General features: G+C 67.6%; 19 protein-coding genes. 13 read left to right on the top strand and 6 right to left on the bottom strand.

Features of this window, described 5'->3' with window-relative positions; all coding sequences use genetic code 11:
- Positions 1–91 precede the first annotated feature (91 nt).
- Genes NYP18_RS05325 through NYP18_RS05315 form a run of 3 tightly spaced genes read left to right on the top strand, consistent with a single transcriptional unit; the run spans position 92 to position 4,498 of the window.
- Positions 92–1,663, top strand: a complete 1,572-nt coding sequence (locus NYP18_RS05325) for an ABC transporter substrate-binding protein (RefSeq protein ID WP_304503650.1) — start codon at positions 92–94, stop codon at positions 1,661–1,663.
- Positions 1,656–2,216, top strand: a complete 561-nt coding sequence (locus NYP18_RS05320) for an adenine phosphoribosyltransferase (protein ID WP_259427150.1) — start codon at positions 1,656–1,658, stop codon at positions 2,214–2,216. The genes NYP18_RS05325 and NYP18_RS05320 overlap by 8 nt, the downstream gene beginning before the upstream one ends.
- The gene (locus NYP18_RS05315) at positions 2,213–4,498 is read left to right on the top strand and encodes a RelA/SpoT family protein (RefSeq protein WP_304503637.1); all 2,286 of its coding nucleotides are present in this window, start codon (positions 2,213–2,215) and stop codon (positions 4,496–4,498) included. The genes NYP18_RS05320 and NYP18_RS05315 overlap by 4 nt, the downstream gene beginning before the upstream one ends.
- Positions 4,499–4,653: 155 nt before the next feature.
- Here the strand turns inward: NYP18_RS05315 and NYP18_RS05310 are convergent, their stop codons facing one another.
- On the bottom strand, positions 4,654–4,974 hold the full coding sequence (locus NYP18_RS05310; RefSeq protein WP_259427149.1) for a hypothetical protein: 321 nt from the start codon (positions 4,972–4,974) through the stop codon (positions 4,654–4,656).
- Between the two features lie 111 nt (positions 4,975–5,085).
- Positions 5,086–5,931 (bottom strand): peptidylprolyl isomerase, encoded by an 846-nt coding sequence (locus NYP18_RS05305; RefSeq protein WP_259427148.1) that lies wholly within the window; start codon positions 5,929–5,931, stop codon positions 5,086–5,088.
- A 99-nt stretch (positions 5,932–6,030) separates the two neighbouring features.
- On the opposite strand from NYP18_RS05305, the gene tpx reads away from it, so the two are divergent.
- The 8 genes from tpx (at position 6,031) to NYP18_RS05265 (ending at position 13,785) form a co-directional block, all read left to right on the top strand.
- The gene (gene tpx / locus NYP18_RS05300) at positions 6,031–6,528 is read left to right on the top strand and encodes a thiol peroxidase (protein WP_259427147.1); all 498 of its coding nucleotides are present in this window, start codon (positions 6,031–6,033) and stop codon (positions 6,526–6,528) included.
- Positions 6,529–6,634: 106 nt separating this feature from the next.
- Positions 6,635–7,201, top strand: a complete 567-nt coding sequence (locus NYP18_RS05295) for a hypothetical protein (RefSeq protein ID WP_259427146.1) — start codon at positions 6,635–6,637, stop codon at positions 7,199–7,201.
- A gap of 10 nt (positions 7,202–7,211) precedes the next feature.
- Positions 7,212–7,853 (top strand): MBL fold metallo-hydrolase, encoded by a 642-nt coding sequence (locus NYP18_RS05290; protein ID WP_259427145.1) that lies wholly within the window; start codon positions 7,212–7,214, stop codon positions 7,851–7,853.
- Positions 7,854–7,868: 15 nt separating this feature from the next.
- Positions 7,869–9,143 carry a histidine--tRNA ligase gene (gene hisS, locus NYP18_RS05285; protein WP_259427144.1) on the top strand — a complete coding sequence of 425 codons (1,275 nt, stop codon included), beginning with the start codon at positions 7,869–7,871 and terminating at the stop codon, positions 9,141–9,143.
- Between the two features lie 95 nt (positions 9,144–9,238).
- Entirely contained in the window at positions 9,239–10,789 is a 1,551-nt protein-coding gene (locus NYP18_RS05280) for a xylulokinase (RefSeq protein ID WP_259427143.1), read from the top strand.
- Between the two features lie 10 nt (positions 10,790–10,799).
- Positions 10,800–11,384, top strand: a complete 585-nt coding sequence (locus NYP18_RS05275) for a 1,2-dihydroxy-3-keto-5-methylthiopentene dioxygenase (RefSeq protein ID WP_259427142.1) — start codon at positions 10,800–10,802, stop codon at positions 11,382–11,384.
- 8 nt (positions 11,385–11,392) lie between these two features.
- Positions 11,393–12,118, top strand: a complete 726-nt coding sequence (mtnC, locus tag NYP18_RS05270) for an acireductone synthase (RefSeq protein ID WP_126121575.1) — start codon at positions 11,393–11,395, stop codon at positions 12,116–12,118.
- Positions 12,115–13,785, top strand: coding sequence for a glycerol-3-phosphate dehydrogenase/oxidase (locus NYP18_RS05265; RefSeq protein ID WP_259427141.1), 1,671 nt, complete (start codon positions 12,115–12,117; stop codon positions 13,783–13,785). Before mtnC ends, NYP18_RS05265 begins: the two co-directional genes overlap by 4 nt.
- Here NYP18_RS05265 and NYP18_RS05260 read toward each other — a convergent pair whose 3' ends face one another.
- The 4 genes from NYP18_RS05260 to NYP18_RS05245 form a co-directional block, all read right to left on the bottom strand.
- Positions 13,786–14,346: a transglutaminase-like domain-containing protein gene (locus tag NYP18_RS05260; protein WP_259427140.1), complete on the bottom strand. Its 561-nt coding sequence runs from the start codon at positions 14,344–14,346 to the stop codon at positions 13,786–13,788.
- Positions 14,347–14,348: 2 nt separating this feature from the next.
- Positions 14,349–15,011, bottom strand: coding sequence for an FMN reductase (locus NYP18_RS05255; protein ID WP_259427139.1), 663 nt, complete (start codon positions 15,009–15,011; stop codon positions 14,349–14,351).
- Positions 15,012–16,124: an LLM class flavin-dependent oxidoreductase gene (locus tag NYP18_RS05250; RefSeq protein WP_259427138.1), complete on the bottom strand. Its 1,113-nt coding sequence runs from the start codon at positions 16,122–16,124 to the stop codon at positions 15,012–15,014. It abuts the gene before it with no gap.
- A 70-nt stretch (positions 16,125–16,194) separates the two neighbouring features.
- Positions 16,195–16,929: a CBS domain-containing protein gene (locus tag NYP18_RS05245; RefSeq protein ID WP_259427137.1), complete on the bottom strand. Its 735-nt coding sequence runs from the start codon at positions 16,927–16,929 to the stop codon at positions 16,195–16,197.
- A 30-nt stretch (positions 16,930–16,959) separates the two neighbouring features.
- Here NYP18_RS05245 and NYP18_RS05240 point away from each other — a divergent pair, with 30 nt between their 5' ends.
- Positions 16,960–17,463 (top strand): hypothetical protein, encoded by a 504-nt coding sequence (locus NYP18_RS05240; protein ID WP_259427136.1) that lies wholly within the window; start codon positions 16,960–16,962, stop codon positions 17,461–17,463.
- Between the two features lie 55 nt (positions 17,464–17,518).
- Positions 17,519–18,136, top strand: a complete 618-nt coding sequence (locus NYP18_RS05235) for a malonic semialdehyde reductase (RefSeq protein WP_259427135.1) — start codon at positions 17,519–17,521, stop codon at positions 18,134–18,136.
- Positions 18,137–18,327: the final 191 nt, after the last annotated feature.

Genomic DNA, 18,327 nt, shown 5'->3' with positions numbered 1-18,327 from the left:
GGGGCCGGAAAGTAGGTTTGACGTGGCGGGACAACGGTTCAGGGGCGGGCGCCGCGCCAGGGCGGCGACAGTCGCCGCACTCACCTCGGTGATGCTGGTGGCCTGCTCCCCGGGCTCCGGTGGGGGAGGCGGGGACAGAGCCGCGGAGCTGGCCTCCACGGACCATTTCGGCTATCTCGTGGACACCGCTCTGCTGACCACGAACGCCGGGAGTGAGGTGGGGGCCTCCTCCAACACTGAGGCGTTGTCGGGCCGGCTCTACCCGGCGGTCTTCGTGCCGGGGCCGGCCGGCCAGATGATCCCCAACACCGACCTGATGAGCACCCAGGTGCTGCCCGGCGCGAACCGGCAGGTCATCTACACCATCGCCGATGGGGCGAAATACTCGGACGGAGTGCCCGTCACCTGCACGGATTTCCTGCTCAGCTACAAGGCCGGGGTGCATGAGGGGCTCTTCGGCTCCCACCTGCCGCAGACCCGTTCCGTCCTGCGGTTGGAGTGTGAACCGGGGCAGAAGCGTTTCACGGTCGTCTTCGACGAGGACGGCGGGGGACGGTGGCGCCAGCTCTTCGGGCCGGGTTCGACGCTGCCGGCGCATGCGATTGCGGCGCGGGTCGGCCTGAGCACGGAGGAACTCCACGCCGCTCTGCAGGCCGATGATCTGGAGACCCTCGCGGAGGTCGCGCCCGTCTGGCGCGGCGGTTTCGACCTCGCCACCTTCGACCCGGAGCTGCAGGTCACGTCCGGCCCCTTCGTCATCGACCGGGTGGGGGAGGACGGTGAGGTCGTGCTCGTGCCCAATGAGCACTACTACGGTGACGCCCCGCACCTGGAAACCATTGTGGTGTGGCCGCGGGGGACCGACGCGCATCACCTGGTCGATACGGATGCCGTGCGGGTCGCGGACATCCGCAGCACCAATCCCACCTGGGTCAACCGGGATGAGCCGACCAATACCCTGGATGTGGAGAGCCGGGTGGGCAGCCTCACCGACACTCTCGTGCTCGCCGACGCAGGGCTCTTCGCCACCCCGGAGGCCAGGCGTGCCTTCGCGGGTTGTGTGGACCAGCAGGCGGTGGCTGCGGTGTCCTCGCGCATCAGCGGGGTGGAGGTCCCGCCGGTGGTGCTGCACACCCTGCCGCATAATGACCCGATGGCGCCCCAGCTCGCGGAGGTGGGGGACCCGCAGCTGCCGGCTGACATCGGGCGAGCCCGGGCTCTGGCTGGCGCCACGGTGCGTATCGGTTACCTGGGTCCCGACGAGCGGAAGGCGGCGATGGTTGAGGCGCTTGCCCAGTCCTGCGGGGAGGCCGGCATCACGGTGGTGGATGTTTCCGCGGAGTCGTCCACCCTGGCGGATCTGTCGCGGACGACCACCGGCCGGTGGGGTGGGACGGTGGTGCGTGAGGGTGGTCTTGATGCCGTGCTCATGGCGGTGGATCCGCTGGCGGAGTACGGTGCGGCCTCGGCCCGGGCGGTGGATGTCGGATACCTCCGGGAGGCGGAGAATCGGCTGTGGGAGGAGGTGCCGGCCATTCCCCTGTCGGCCCAGCCCCGTTGGTTCGTGATCGACCGCACAGTGGGTAACGTGGTGGTGTACACGGGACTGGCCGGGATCGGCTGGAACATGGACCGATGGCTAAGCGAGGACAACGGTGCTTAACGAGACGCAGAAGCGCATCACCAGGTACGGCAGCGCCAGGGAGGCGCTCGCCGACAAGATCCGCTACGTGCGGGACTGGCCGGAGGAGGGCGTCCTCTTCGAGGATCTCACGCCGGTGCTGGCCGATGCGGATGCGTTCCAGGTCGTCGTCGACGAGCTCTCCGATGCCTGCCGCCGCCTCGGTGCGGAGATGATCGGCGGACTGGATGCCCGCGGTTTCCTCCTCGGTTCGGCGGTGGCCTACAACCTCGGCCTGGGGATCCTGGCGATCCGCAAGAAGGGCAAGCTGCCGCCCCCGGTGGTCACGGAGGAGTACTCCCTGGAGTACGGTGCCGCCGCGCTGGAGATCCCCGCTGACGGGCAGGATGTGCATGGAGTGAAGGTCGTGCTTGTCGACGACGTGCTCGCCACCGGCGGCACCCTGGTCGCCGCCCGCAGGCTCATTGAACATGCCGGCGGTCAGGTCGTCGGCAACGTCGTCGTCCTGGAGGTGCCGCAACTCGGCGGCCGGGACCGGCTCTCAGACCTCCCGCTGGTGGTGATCAACGAATGACCGACCGTTCCCGTCCCCGCTCCAATGTCGGCGTGCGGAGCATGTCCGCCCGTCTGGCCCGGAGCCTGACCGGTGCCCGCGCGAAGACGAACCCGGTGCTCGACCCGCTGCTGTCCATCCACCGGCAGATCCACCCGCGTGCCGACGCCGAGGTACTCTCCCGCGCCTATGAGACCGCCGAGCGGCTCCACGAGGGGGTCTTCCGGAAATCCGGCGACCCCTACATCACCCACCCCCTGGCCGTGGCCACCATTGCCGCGGAGATCGGCATGGACACCACCACCCTCGTCGCGGCGTTGCTGCACGACACGGTGGAGGACACCGACTACTCCCTCGAGGATCTCACCGAGGACTTCGGGGCCGAGGTCGCCCGCCTCGTCGACGGGGTGACCAAGCTGGACAAGGTGGCCCTCGGTGCCGCCGCAGAGGCGGAGACGATCCGCAAGATGATCGTCGCCATGGCCCAGGACCCCCGCGTCCTGGTGATCAAGGTCGCCGACCGCCTGCACAACATGCGCACGATGCGTTTCCTGCCGCCGGAGAAACAGGCCAAGAAGGCGCGGCAGACCCTGGAGGTCATCGCCCCGCTGGCCCACCGCCTCGGCATGGCCAGCGTCAAATGGGAGCTGGAGGACCTCTCCTTCGCCATCCTCTACCCGAAGAAATACGACGAGATCGTCCGCCTCGTCGCTGACCGGGCACCGTCGCGTGACCGGGCGCTGAAGGAGATCAGCGAGCAGGTCACCTCCGCGCTGCGGGAGAACCACATCGAGGCCGAGGTGATGGGCCGGCCGAAGCACTACTGGTCGATCTATCAGAAGATGATCGTCCGCGGCCGGGATTTCGACGAGATCTTCGACCTCGTGGGCATCCGCATCCTGGTCGACAACGTCAACAACTGCTACGCCGCCATCGGCGTCGTCCACTCCCTCTATTCGGCGCTGCCGGGCCGGTTCAAGGACTACATCTCGTCCCCGCGCTTCGGCGTCTACCAGTCGCTGCACACCACCGTGATGGCGCTGCAGGGCCGACCGCTGGAGGTGCAGGTACGCACCCACGAGATGCACTTCAACGCCGAGTTCGGTGTGGCCGCGCACTGGCGCTACAAGGAGACGAAGGGCTCCCACAAGGGCGACCGCGAGGAAGTCGACCAGATGGCGTGGATGCGCCAGCTGCTGGACTGGCAGAAAGAGGCCGCGGACCCCAATGAGTTCCTCGACTCCCTGCGCTACGACCTCACCGCCAAGCAGATCTTCGTGTTCACCCCCAAGGGGGACGTGGTCAACCTGCCGGCTGAGTCCACCCCGGTGGACTTCGCCTACGCCGTGCACACGGAGGTCGGCCACCGCTGCATCGGGGCGAAGGTCAACGGCAAGCTCGTCGCCCTGGAATCCTCCCTGAAGTCCGGTGACCGGGTGGAGGTCTTCACCTCCAAGGATCAGAACGCCGGCCCCTCGCGGGACTGGCAGGACTTCGTCGTCTCCCCGCGGGCCAAGGCGAAGATCCGCCAGTGGTTCGCCAAGGAACGCCGCGAGGAGCACCTCGAGGCCGGCCGCGACGCGCTCGCTGCGGAGGTCCAGCGGGGCGGCCTGCCCATGCACCGGCTCTTCACCGCCCAGTCGATGAAGACGGTGGCCACGCAGCTGCACTACCCGGACGTCGATGCCCTCTACACCGCGATTGGTGCGGGCAGCGTCTCCGCCCAGCACGTGGCCAACCAGCTCATGGCGATCTTCGGCGACCAGGACGACGCCGTCGACGCCCTGGCCGCGCGCACCCCCTTCTCCGAGATCATCAACTCCAAGGCACGCGCCTCAGATTCGGAGGCCGGGACCGGGGTGCTTGTCGAGGGCAGTCCCGACGTCATGGCGAAGATGGCCAAGTGCTGTCAGCCGGTGCCGGGTGATGAGATCTTCGGCTTCGTCACCCGCGGCGGGGGAGTGTCGGTACACCGCACCGACTGCACCAACGCCGGGAAGCTGCGTCAGGAGCCGGAGCGGCTCATCCACGTCGCGTGGGCCCAGGACGGGGTCACCGGCGGGGCCTTCGCCGCGACGCTCCAGGTGGAGGCGCTGGACCGGCAGGGGCTGCTCTTTGAGATCACCCGTGTGTTCAGCGAGCAGAAGCTGTCGGTGATGTCGTTGAACTCGCACTCCTCCGATGACCACATCGCCACGATCCGGATGACCTTCTCGGTCTCCGACACCAAGCAGCTGGGGCAGCTGCTCACCACGCTGCGCAATACTGAGGGTGTCTTTGACGTCTACCGCGTGACCGCCTGATTCACTGCAGCCACACCACCCCCGGACGCGGAAGAACCGGGCACCTCTCTCAAGAAAGGTGCCCGGTTCTTCTCTGCGTGCCCCGCCGGAATCAGCGCGGGCCGTCTTCCCGTGGGCGGGAGAGCGGCTCGGTGAACAGCCTGAACAGGTGGAGCTTAACCGTTGAGCTTCTGGATGAAGACGAAGGCGGTGGACAGGGCGCCGACCACTGCGGTGAAGACGGCGACCCAGTCACGGATGTCCTTGGGGTCGCTGGAACCGCCGTCGACGTCCTCGCCGTCCTTGTCCTTGTTATCGCTGGTGGAGGAACCGGAGGAGGTGTCCTCGTTCTTCTCGTCACCCTTATCGTCACCGGCCTCCTCAGCGAGGATGGTGATGGTCGGAGTCGGAGCCGCCATGGCCGGGGCAGAGATGCCGGCGGTGGTCAGGGCGAAGGTGGTGGCGACAGCAGCCAGGGCCTTACGGGAGAGCTTCATGAGAATACCTGTTCTTCCAGGAGGGTGGGGCGATGAACTGCAGACACCATATAACGTCCGCATCAACCGTGCAACCGTTTTATAACAGAAAGAACACCGCCCAGCCTGTCCTTATCCGACCGAAGCGGTCTCGATGCGGACCTCTTCGGCAGGGGCACCGTCGGCGGCACCGCCCTCCACACCGGTCTCAGCGATCTCATCGAGCGTGCTCAGGCCCTCCTCAGAGATCTGGCCGAAGTAGGTGTAGTCCGGGGCCAGCGGGGAGTCCGCGTAGTTGAGGAAGAACTGTGAGCCGTTGGTGTCCGGGCCGGCGTTGGCCATGGCGATGGAGCCGCGGGGGTAGATCACCGGGGAGGTGGCGGGCTCGTCAAGCTCGTCGGTGGGGTACTCGTTGGCGAACTGGAAGCCCGGTCCGCCGGCGCCGGTGCCGGAGGGGTCACCGCACTGCAGGACGAAGATGCCGGAGGTGGTCAGGCGGTGGCAGACGGTGTCGTCGTAGAAGCCCTCGTTGGCGAAGTGTTCGACGGCGTTGACGGTGCAGGGTGCGACGGTGCGGTCGAGCTCCATGCCGACCGAACCCTGGTTGGTGTTCAGGGTGATGTTGACGGTGCCGGTGGTGGGGATGTCCTGGGTGGCAGGGGTGGAGATTTCGCGGGAGGCCTCACCGGTCTCGTTGTATTCGCAGGTGACGGTCTCCGGGAGGGCCATGGCACGGGTCATGGACAGCGGTTCCATGCTCGGGGCCTCGGCGCTGGTGGTGGTCTCCTCGGAGGCGGTGATCTCCTCGTCGGAGTCGCGGGTGGTGAGGAACCAGATGCCACCGACGATCACCAGGATGGCCGCGGCTGCGGCCGCACCGACCTTCGCGGGGCGGGACTTCTCGGCGCGGTCGCGGGACTTGATTTCGCGGTCAAGCTTGGCGAGGGATTCCTCGCCACGTTTCCTGTTGTCGGTCACAGCGGGCTCTTCCTGTGGTCGGTGGTCATGTCGGACAGTCAGTGTAGTGCCCGGTGTGTGCGCGTGGCACGGTGTGGTGATCATCTCTAGTGTGGTGGCATGGCAAACGTAACTTTCCAGAATGACCCCACCACCACCGCAGGCGAGCTGCCCGCTGTCGGCGACCAGCTCCCGGACTTCACCCTCGTCGGCACTGATCTCGCGGAGATCACCCCGGCCGACTTCGCGGGCAAGCGCGTCGTGATCAACATCTTCCCGTCGCTGGACACCGGCGTGTGCGCGGCCTCCGTACGTGAGTTCAACAAGCGTGCGACCTCCCTGGACAACACCGTTGTCCTCGGCGTGTCCAAGGACCTGCCTTTCGCCCACGGCCGTTTCTGCTCCACCGAGGGCATCGAGAACCTGACCGCAGGTTCCGCCTTCCGTTCCACCTTCGGTGAGGACTTCGGCCTGACCCTCCAGGGCTCCCCGCTCCAGGGCCTGCTGGCCCGCGCCGTCGTCGTGGCGGATGAGAACGGCAAGGTCGTCTACACCCAGCTCGTCGACGAGATCACCACCGAGCCGGATTACGACGCCGCCGTCAACGCGCTGCAGTAGCACCCCCTCCTCCAGCCCCGGACTGATGTCCGGGGCTTTTCGCTGCCCCCTGTCTCTCTGCCATGATGAACTGGTTCACCGTTGCGCCGCACCACCAGGAGAGTTCATGACCCGCTCGGAGGGGACCACCCTTATCGCGCTGCTGACCATCATCGCGATAGCCATCGCCGGCCTGGTCGCCGCGGTGAGCCTCGGTGCTCGGGATGATGCCGGTGCTGTCGTGGCAGCGGAGACGGCTGTGGTCGCTCCGACTCCGGAACCTGCGCAGGAACCCCTGGAACAGGTCACGATGAACAGCATCAACGGCACCGAAGTCCCGGCGGCCTCCGACACCTGGGGCGGGTTCGAGCACATCCGCAGCTGGGAGGGCGAGCTCACCGTCTGGCAGGACAGCCCGGCGCAGCTGATCCTGGGGCCCGGGGGCAACTGGTTCCCCGCCGGCCAGCCCGGCTGCGGCGACGGCGCCCACCTGATCACCTTCACCGCGGCGGAAGGGGAGCTGCTCACCGCGCAGCTCGCGGACGCCCTCGGCACCCCCGTCCGCACCGGGAGCCACGCCACCGGCTGGATGCTCGCCGATGACTGCCATCTGCCTTATGTCCAGCTGGCCGATGAGGCCGGGAGTGCCCAGGTCAGCTACACCGTGCACGAGTACCAGCCGGCCGGGCGCTAGACTGCCCGGCATGCAGCTCCACGGATTCGCCGCCGGCCCCTACAACACGAACACCTACGTCCTCTCCCACGAGGGGGAGGCCTTTGTCGTGGATCCCGGCATGCACGCGCACAGACAGGTCGAGCAGACACTCGAGGAGACCGGTTCCGAACTGGTCGCCGTCGTGCTCACCCACGGCCACATCGACCACACCCGCGACGCCGGCACCCTGGCACGTCAGTACAACGTGCCCGTCCACATCCACCCGGACGACGCCTTCATGCTCGCCGGGAAGGACGGCGTGTCCCGGCAGTCCCAGGTGCTTTTCGACGCCGCGAACATCACCCCCGTCACCGACCGCCGCGACCTGGCCGACGGGCAGGAGCTGGTGCTCGCCGGTGTGACGTTCCAGGTCAGACACGCCCCGGGACATTCCCCGGGCAGCTGCCTGCTGGTCCACGAGCAGTTCTGCTTCACCGGGGACGTGCTCTTCCAGGGCTCCATCGGGCGCACGGACTTCGCGGGTTCCGACCCCGCCCTCATGGACGCCACCCTGCGCGGTCCGGTCTGGGACCTCGATGATGCACTGCAGCTGTTCCCCGGTCACGGCGCCACCACCTCCATGCGGGCGGAACGCGCCAGCAACCCGTTCCTGCTCCAGCTGGGTATGTGAGTACTGTTGGTACCCGTGAGTGAGAAGAAACCAGCCAAGTTTGCCGCCCTGTCCGCACCCAAGGGTGTCCCGGACTACGTCCCACCGGTCTCCCCGGTGTTCCTGAAGGTCCGTGACACCTTCATCCATCAGGCCCACCTGGCCGGTTTCCAGCACATCGAGCTGCCCATCTTCGAGGACACCACCCTCTTCGCCCGCGGCGTGGGGGAGTCCACCGACGTGGTGAGCAAGGAGATGTACACCTTCGCCGACCGCGGTGACCGCTCCGTCACCCTGCGCCCCGAAGGCACCGCCGGTGTCATGCGTGCGGTCATCGAGCACAACCTCGACCGCGGTCAGCTGCCGGTCAAGCTCAACTACGCCGGCCCCTTCTTCCGTTATGAACGCCCCCAGGCCGGCCGCTACCGCCAGCTCCAGCAGGTCGGCGTGGAGGCCATCGGCGTCGATGATCCGGCACTCGACGCGGAGATCGTCGCCCTGGCCGACCGCTCCTTCCGGACCCTCGGCCTGAGCGGTTTCCGCCTTGAGCTGACGAGCCTGGGCGATGACACCTGCCGCCCCGCCTACCGGGAGAAGCTGCAGGAGTTCCTCTTCAAACTGCCGCTGGACGAGGAGACCCGCAACCGCGCGGAGATCAATCCGCTGCGCGTGCTCGACGACAAGCGCCCGGAGGTCCAGGAGATGACCGCCGACGCGCCCCTCATGCTCGACCACCTGTCCACCCCGGCGCGCGAGCACTTCGAGACGGTCACCGGCCTGCTCGACGACATGTCCGTGCCCTATGTGATCAACCCCCGCATGGTCCGCGGACTGGACTACTACACCAAGACCTGCTTCGAGTTCGTCCACGACGGTCTGGGTGCGCAGTCCGGCATCGGCGGCGGCGGCCGCTACGACGGGCTCATGGCCCAGCTCGGTGGCCAGGACCTCTCCGGCATCGGCTACGGCCTCGGCGTCGACCGCACTGTCCTCGCCCTGGAGGCCGAGGGCATCACGCTCGAGGACGTCGGCCGCCGCGTCGATGTCTACGGTGTCGCCCTGGGTGCTGCGGCCAAGAAGGCCATGGCCGTGCTCATCAACGACCTGCGCGCCGCGGGTGTGTCCGCGGACATGGCCTACGGCGACCGTGGCCTCAAGGGCGCGATGAAGGGCGCGGACCGGGCCAACGCGCGTTACGCTCTCGTCCTCGGTGACAACGAGCTGGCCGCCGGCACCGTGGCGGTCAAGGATCTGGCCGCCCACACCCAGGAGGACGTGCCGCTGGCCGGCGTCGTCGCCCGGCTCTCCTGATTATCAGGCCGTAAGGTCGCTTTGTTAAGGTACTCCCCACGCGGATGGACCAGCCGGTCTATCCTCGATAGACCGAGTGATTTCAGGAGTGCGGAATGGCCGTCACCATCGGAGTCGACGTGGGCACCCAGGGCACCAAGGCCGGGGTGTACACCACCGACGGAGTTCAGGTGGGGCGCGCCTACATCCCCCACACCATCAACTACCGCGGGCCCGGCCTGGCGGAGATGGACCCTGAGCACCTCGTCGATGCAGCCTTCACCGCTATCGCCACGGCCCTCGACGAGGCCGTGGCCGCCGGCATCAGCCGCTCGGACGTCGCGGGTATCGCGCTGTCCGGCATCCTCGTCGGCCAGGTGCTTCTCGACGCCGAGGGCACCATCCTCCACTCGCTGATCACCAGCCTGGACACCCGCGCCCAGGGGCATGCCATCCGGGCAACCGAGGAACTGGAGCCGCTGTGGCTCACCGAGTCCGGCACCTCCACCCTCGACGCCTACGCCGCGCCCTTCCAGCTGCAGTGGATCCGTGACAACCAGCCCGACATCTGGGCCCGGGTGGCCCGCTCGGTCTCCGTCGCCCCCTACGTCGCCGCCCGCCTGGCTGGCCTGCGCCAGGAGGAGATGTTCACCGACCCGACCCACGCCTCCGGCTGGATGGTCGGCTGGGACGAGAACACCCGCACCTTCTCACCCGGGCAGTTCGCCGCCTTCGGCCTGCCCATGGACATCCTCCCGCGCATCGTGCCCTCCGATGCCGTCGTGGGCACGGTGACCCGCGGGGCGTCGCAGAGCACGGGCCTGCCCGCGGGCACGCCGGTCATCGCTGGCGCCGGTGACGTCATGCAGTCGAACCTTGCCTCCGGCATGGTCGAGGTCGGCCAGTCCACCGACTCCGCCGGCACCACCAGCATCCTCACCGTCGGCGTCGACGGCATCGTCCCGGAGGTCACCGCCATGCCGGGCATGCTCTACAGCCTGGGCACCATCCCGGGTCAGTCCTTCTACTGGGGTTACATCCGCGCCGGCGGACTGTCCCTGCGCTGGTTCCGCGACCAGATCGCGCGTCTCGACGGCGACGACTCCGTCTACCGCGAATTCGACGAACTCGCCGCCGGCGTCGCCCCCGGTTCCGACGGCGTGCTCTTCCTGCCGTACCTGGCCGGCGGCAATCCGGACAGCCCCGACGCCTCCGGCTCCTGGCTGGGCATGGACTCCGGCACCGACACCGCCCGCCTGTGGCGCTCGGCGCTCGAGGCCGTCGCCTACGAATACGCCGCCACCCTCGGTGTCGCCCAGCGCGCCGGGGTGGAACTGCGCGAGGTGCTGGTCACCGGCGGTGGTGCGGCCAGTGGCGTCTGGAACCAGATCAAGGCTGACGTCACCGGCATCCCGTGGCGGCGCCCCCACCGTGTCGACGGCCCCGTGCTCGCCAACGCCGCCCTGGTCAATCAGGGTCTGGGCACCTCCCCGGGCCTGGCCGCACAGCTGGCGGAGTGGAACGCCGGGGGAGTGTCCCACCAGCCGGACCCGGCCATCCACGGGATCTACCGTAAGGCCGCCGCCATCCGCCGTGACCTGCTGGCACGTCCCATGCAGGAGGTCTTCGCCGCCGTGCGATCCCTGCGCGAACTCAACGACAACTAGGAGAGAAACCATGACCCTGCTCGTCACGTGGAACACCGACGACCCGTCCACCGAGACCTTCCGCAGTGAGGATCCGGTGGCCATCCGCGCCCGTCTCGCGGAACTCGATGTCCGCTACGACCAGTGGCCCACCCGTGAGCTGCCCGACGACGCCGGCCAGGAGGTCGTGCTGGCCGCCTACGCCGAGGAAGTCGCCCGCATCAGTGCGGAGGAGAACTTCACCACCGTCGACGTCGCCCGCCTGAAGAACACCGGCCAGCCGGACTTCGCCGAGATCGCCCGCGGTGCCCGGGAGAAATTCCTCGACGAGCACACCCACGACGACGACGAGGTCCGCTTCTTCGTCGAGGGCACCGGCACCTTCTACCTCCACATCGGTGACACCGTCTCCGCGATCTTCTGCGAACGCGGTGACCTGGTGTCCGTCCCGGAGGGTGCGACCCACTGGTTCGACATGGGCACCTCTGACCCGCAGTTCTGTGCCATCCGCTTCTTCCACGACGGGGAGGGCTGGGTCGGTGACTTCACCGGCGACCCCATCTCCGCGTCCTTCCCCACCCACGATGACCTGGCCGCCAGCCGCGGCGGAAAGTAGACACGCCCGTGAATAATCTCCCCACCGTCATCCTGCCCCGCCCCGACGTAATCGTCCTGGATATCGAGGGCACCACCTCCTCGACCTGGTTCGTCCACGACACCCTCTACCCCTATTCCCGTGAGCGTTTCGGCAGCTGGCTGCGTGAGCACAGCGACCATCCGGACGTCGCCCGCGCAAGTGCCCAGATCATGCAGGAAGGTGAGATGGGGGCGCACGTGAACGTGGACACGCTCGTCGACCAGCTCGAGGAGTGGCTGGACAACGATGAGAAGCGCACCCCGCTGAAGACCCTGCAGGGACTGATCTGGGCCGACGGATTCAACCGTGGGGACCTGACCTCGCATTTCTTCGACGACTCCATCCCCGCGATCCGCCGCTGGCATGAGGAGGGCATCGACCTGAAGATCTTCTCCTCCGGTTCGGTCAACGCCCAGACCGCCTGGTTCGGCAACTCCCCGGAGGGCGACCTGCTGCCGATGTTCACCGGGCACTTCGACACCGAGAACGCCGGCCCGAAGAAGCTGGCCTCCTCCTACGCGACCATTCGCGAGGCCATCGGCGTGCCGGCCGACAAACTGCTCTTCTTCTCCGACCTCGTCGAAGAGCTCGACGGAGCCCGCGAGGACGGCTGGGCCACGGTCGGTGTGCGCCGCGAAGGCGACCAGCACTACGACCGCGGTGTGGGGGAGCACCCGGAGATCTCGTCCTTCGACCAGGTGGTCTGGGGGTGAGTGTTTTCGACGAGCGGGTTCTCGGTGCCCCGCTGCGCAGGAAATATGATGTCGCCGTCATCGGGGGCGGCATCACCGGCGTCCAGGTTGCCCGCCATGCGGCCGGCCGCGGTCTGCGCACCATCCTGGTGGAGCGCGAGGACTACGGCTCCGGCACCTCCGCCGCCACCACGAAGGCGATCCACGGTGGCCTGCGCTACCTGGAGCAGTACGACTTCGGGGTGGTGGCGGAATCCGTCTCGGAGCGCCACTACCTGGGTCTGGCGGCCCCGCACCTGGTGCAGCCGCGTAGTTTCCTGCTCACCGCCTACGACTGGTCCAGCCCGCCGGCCCCGGTCCTCGGTGCCGGTGTGGCCCTCTACGAGGCGATGGCGCTGGGGCGCAACATCGGCATGCCCAAGGATGTCCGCTCGCCCCGTTTCCGGTGGATCGGGAAGAAGAAGCTGCTGAATCAGGTCCCCTGGCTTGACCCGGAGGGACTGGTGGGGGCGTGGCGGCATGACGACACCCTCAACATCCACCCGGAGCGGCTCCTGCTGGCCATCCTCAACACCTTCGTCGCCGACGGCGGCACGGCCGTCAACCACGCCGAGGTCACCGGTCTGCTGGGTCGCCCGGGCGAGCGGATCCGCGGCATACAGGTGCGCGACGGTATCACCGGGACGACCGAGAAGATCGAGGCGACGGTCACCGTCAACGCCGCCGGCCCCTGGGTTGCCGAAGTGCTGGGTGATCTCGCCGAGGACGCCGGCGTGCGGGTCAAGCAGGCCAAGGGTGTGCACCTGTTCACCCGGGACCTGGGCAACCGGGATGCGGTCTATGTCCGGGGCCGCAACGGCCGCCACATCGTGGTCAACCCCTGGGAGGGCCGCACCCTGGTCGGGCCGACGGATACCCCGGCTGAGTCGATGGAGACGACGGTGGCGGACATCAACCTGCTGCGCGAGACCCTTGATTCCGTCTCGGTCCGTCCGCTGGTGCGTGCGGACGTGCAGGACACCATCGTCGGTGTGCGTCCGCTCATCGACGACGGCAACAACACCTACACCTCCTCCCGGCGTTTCGACATCCGCGATCACGGCCCCAACGGCCTGCCCGGCCTGTTCACCGTGTCCGGCGGCAAGTGGACGACGGGCCGCAAGATGGGGGAGAAGGTCATGGACACGGTCATCGAGGCCAGTGCGCAGCATCTGCCGCCGACCCGTGTCTTCGATTCCCGTCATCTCGACCTGTCGACCTCCTTCGGTGACTACGACACCGTCGCCGCCGCTTTCAGTGCGGCTGCGGCCAGGGTCCCGGAGGCCGGCCTGCCGCGCGACACCCGCGTGCATCTGGCGCGCCTCTACGGCACTGCCCACGAGAAGGTCCTCGCGCTCGTCGCCGGGGACCGCACTCTCACGGCCCGGCTGGGCGGTTCGGCTGACATCGCCGCCCAGGCCGTCTACGCCGTCACCGAGGAATCCGCCCGCACCCTGGCAGATGTGCTGGACCGCCGCCTGACGGTGGGTACCCTCGGGCTTGTCGACGCCCCGGTCGTCGAGCAGGTCGCCACGCTCATCGCCCCACTGCTGGGCTGGGCGGAGGAGCGTCGACAAGCAGAGGTCGGCACCTACCTGGCCGCGCAGCGCGGCCGCGTCGAGGTGCTGGACGAGGCCTTCCGCGACTGATCAGCCACGCGGCAGACCGGAGCGCAGGAACTCCTGCGCGTCGGTCGCTTTCCGCATCGCGGCGGCCACCCCAGGCGCCACATCCGTGTGGATGGTGGGCAGATTGCGTTCGAAGGGGGCCTGCAGGGCGCGGGTGCGCCAGAAGTCGCCGCTGTGGCGGGGGTCATTCTCGCGGTAGCGGGGGTCGGCGAGCAAGAAACCCCCGACCTCGGAGATATCCGGCGCCCACACCGTGGCCACGCCGTGCAGCACCCCGTCCTCCAGCCGCTGATAGCGCAGGGCCGCCGGGATGCCGGCAGCCCGGTAGAGGGCGACGAGCAGATGGGCCTGGGCGTAGCAGACACCTTCCCGGGAGTGCAGTGTGTCCGAGGCGGAGGCGGCCAGGTGCGTGCCCCCGGTGTCGGCGGGGTGCGTGATGTGGTCGCGGACGTAGACGAAGATGTTGCGCACCGTCTCCGCCGGGTTGTCCCCGTCCAACGCCGCGGCGAGCGCGATGATGTCGCGGTCATCGGAGTCGATGAATGTGGTCGGGGAGAGGAACTCGGCGTCGAGATGCATCATGGTCAGTCTCCGTCGTGGCCGCGCAGCAGGTCAGTGAAGGGGACGAGATTCTCCACCGGGTCCACCCCCGTGCGGCGGCGGCTGCCCTGGCCGGCGGAGGTCACCCCGCCGAGACCACCGACACTGGCCGAGGCCACCATCTGGTCGGCCAGCTCACCTGCGGCGCGGGCGATGCGGTCCGCCAGGGCCGCACCTTCCTCGGAACCGAAGTCGTCGGTAGCGGCGAAGACACCGGTGGGTACCACGAAGGCACGCATGAAGCTCAGCAGGGGGCGCAGCGCATGATCCAGGACCAGGGAGTGGCGCGCCGTCCCGGCGGTGGCGGCGATGATGGTGGGCATGCCGTTGAGCGCGTCCTGGTCGAGGACGTCGAAGAAGGTCTTGAACAGGCCTGAGTAGCTGGCCTTGAACACCGGGGTGACCACGATGAGCCCGTCGGAGCCGGAGACCTGCTCCTTCGCCTCGTCGAGAAGCTCCGAGGACATGCCGGTGGTCAGGGCGCGGCCGAGGTCGTTGACCAGCTCGCGCAGTTCGATGACCTCGATGGTCAGTGACTCACCGCGGGCGGTGACGGCGGCGTTCGCGGCGGCGGCGATCTGGTCGGCGACCTGCCGGGTGCTCGACGGGTTGGACAGTCCGGCCGTGATGACGGTCAGGGTGCGCATCTACTTCTCCTCACCCGGGCGGACCTGGAAGTGCGGGGCCTCCGGGTTGTCCTTGAGGGTGGCGTGGGTCGGCGGGTTGGAGGGCACGTGCTCCGGGCGACGTGCCTCCATGCGGCGGCGGACCTCGGGCACGACCTGGGTGCCCAGGATCTCGATCTGCTCGAGGACGACCTCCAGGGGCAGGCCGGCGTGGTCCATGAGGAAGAGCTGGCGCTGGTAGTCACCGACCCAGTCGGCGAACTCCATGGTGCGCTCGATGACCTGCTCGACGGTACCCACCGTCAGCGGGGTCATGTCCGTGAACTCCTCCAGGGAGGGGCCGTGGCCGTAGACCGGGGCATTGTCGAAGTAGGGGCGGAAGAAATCCTTCGCGGCCTGCTCGGTCTCGCCGATGAAGACCTGCCCGCCGAGGCCGACGATGGCCTGGTCGGCCTGCCCGTGTCCGTAGGACTCGAAGCGGCGGCGGTAGATGTCCACCATCTTCGCGGTGTGCTCCTTGTTCCAGAAGATGTTGTTGTGGAAGAAACCGTCACCGTAGAAGGCGGCCTGCTCGGCGATCTGCACGGAGCGGATGGAGCCGTGCCAGACAAACGGCGGGACGTCGTCGAGCGGGGCCGGGGTGGAGGTGTATCCCTGCAGGGGGGTGCGGAACTGGCCCTGCCAGTTGACCACCGGCTCGCGCCACAGGCGGCGCAGGAGGTGGTAGTTCTCGATGGCCAGAGGGATGCCCTGGCGGATGTCCTTGCCGAACCAGGGGTAGACCGGACCGGTGTTGCCGCGACCCATCATCAGGTCGACGCGGCCGCCGGAGAGGTGCTGGAGGAAGGCGTAGTCCTCGGCGATCTTGAGTGGATCATTGGTGGTGATCAGCGTCGTGGCGGTGGACAGCTGCAGCTTCTCGGTCTTCGCGGCGATGTAGGCCAGGTGCGTGGTCGGGGAGGAGGGGACGAAAGGGGGGTTGTGGTGCTCGCCGGTGGCGAAGACGTCCAGGCCCACCTCCTCGGCCTTGAGCGCCATCTGCGTCATGGCGTGGATGCGCTCACCCTCGGTGGGGGTGGTGCCGTTGGTCGGGTCCGTGGTGACGTCGCCGATGGTGAAGATGCCGAACTGCATGGTGTGTTATCTCCTGACTGGAAGTTGCTGAACCCAGCATATGTGACACGTCAACATCGGGTCAAGCGGGTCAGTTGTCCACGGCGTCGAGAAGCTCCGCGAGGTCCGATCCGCCGATCACCCGGATGGGGCGCTGATCCTTGCGCCCCTCCTCCGTGAGGACCACCGCCCGTGGCAGCGAACCGTCCTTCCGCGGCGTCGTCAACACATCGATCGCCTCCTGCGCCAGCGCATCCTTGGCCAGGAACACAGCCCGGTCATTCTCCTCCGCCCAGTCGAGGACCTCCGCGACAGAACGGGCATCGAGATGATCATTGTCGTCCAGGTCCGCCGCCACCCACCGCGCAATCGTGTTCGTGGTCAACAACGCCACAAACCGGCCACCCTCGTAGATGGGGAACTGGGAGATCCGCGTCCGGCGGATGATCCGCAACGCCTCCCGGATGTCATCCCCGGGAGAGAAGGTGTGCACATCATGGTGCCCCAGCACGCCAAGCGCCGTGGGAGGGTTACGCAGCAGGTCCCGGATCCGCTCAATCTCCGCGACCGTCTCCGGCAGCGGTTCCGCAATCGGCCGCATGTCCTCCGTGTACAGCCCGTGGCTGATCGCGTTGCGCAGCTCCGCGAACTCCTTGAGATCATCCGCATGCTCATCCGAGAGCAGATGCTTGCGCGCCGCCAGATCAACCATCCAGCGGAAATTATCCGACTTCTTCGCGTTCAACAGATCCCGGAGGAAATCCTCGATGTCATTGAATGCCGCCAGGAAAGGAATCGCCCGGTTGGGGGAGTTCTGCTCATTCACCCCACCCAGCCTAGCGAGACACTGGCCCCCATGGCCGAGTTCACCCGGGCGGGCGGCGTGGCCGACCGACCTCTAATCCCACGTCGAACTCGGGCACCTGCCTGGTTCCCGGGAACAGCTCCGCCGCTGGGTGGCCGCTCCGCTCGGCAGACGCAGGCCAGGGGAGTGCGCCTGCAGCCTGGTCCCCACGGGTCACCTGACCACCCCCTCACAGCGGCCTGCGCGGGTTTCAGGCTGGTCGTAGGGCACCCTCGCCTGTACTTCACCCGCCACAACGCTGGCCAGCAGTCCAGGGTCCTGGCCCGCGCCCGGGCGCTGCCGCACAACCCGCACTCCGAACCCGCTCTACGTGACCAGACCAAACGGCTACGCTTCACGGAGCCGGAGGCCATCGGTGTGGCCACCGTGGCCGACGTCCTTGACCTGCCGGTGGGACGCCCCACCCAAGTCCACGACGCCGCCGATGCCACCGCGGAGCAGCTTGCTGAGATCCTCATCGCCACTGAGCGGGAACGCCTGAGCTACAGCTCGTGATCAGGGTCACCCTAATTTCAGGAATGAAGTGGCTGGCCAGGGAGTTCTACTGTGTATGACTGATACCGACAACAAGAGCCCTCTCGTCATCAACGAGGAAGCCCAGAACATCCTGTTCCGGGAGGCCCGCACCGCCAACGCCTTCACTGACGAGCCGGTCACCGATGAACAGATCAACGCGATCTTCGACCTCGTCAAGTGGGCACCGACCTCGATGAACATCCAGCCGCTGCGAGTTGTCGTCGTGCGCTCCGAGGAGGCCAAGGCCCGCCTGCTGCCGCACCTGGCCGAGGGCAACCGACAGAAGGCCGAGCAGGCCCCGGCCGTCGCTCTGCTGGCCGCAGACATCGACTTCCACGATGAGCTGCCGAAGGTGTTCCCGCACTTCGAGGGTGCCCGCGACATCTTCGCCGATGACGAGACCAACCGTGTCAGCACCGCCGAGCTCAACGCCGGCCTGCAGATCGGCTACGCCATCATCGGTATCCGCGCTGCCGGTCTTGCAGCCGGCCCGATGACCGGTATGGACGCTGCGGCCCTCTCTAAGGAGTTCTTCCCGGACGGCCGCCACCGCGTGCTCGTCGCCATCAACATGGGCAAGCCTGCCGAGGAGGGCGCCTGGTTCGACCGCCTGCCGCGCCTAGGCTTTGAAGAGGTTGTTGAAACCCTCTAGGTAGTCAGTCCCATTCTCATGGGCACCGTTTCCTGATAAATGGAAATGGTGCCCATTTTCATTAAATAAATACCCCCTGAACTGGATATTTACCGTCGGTTGACCCCGGAGTTCACCCCCGTGTCAGGGGCATGGTCTAGCGTCGGAATCGAACGGATAAGCGACCGAGTTCGACAGGGGGTGAGACAGGA

It is taken from the genome of Corynebacterium lemuris (genome assembly GCF_024919295.1).
GTDB lineage: Bacteria > Actinomycetota > Actinomycetes > Mycobacteriales > Mycobacteriaceae > Corynebacterium > Corynebacterium lemuris.
This window is presented reverse-complemented; position numbering and strand designations above follow the sequence as displayed.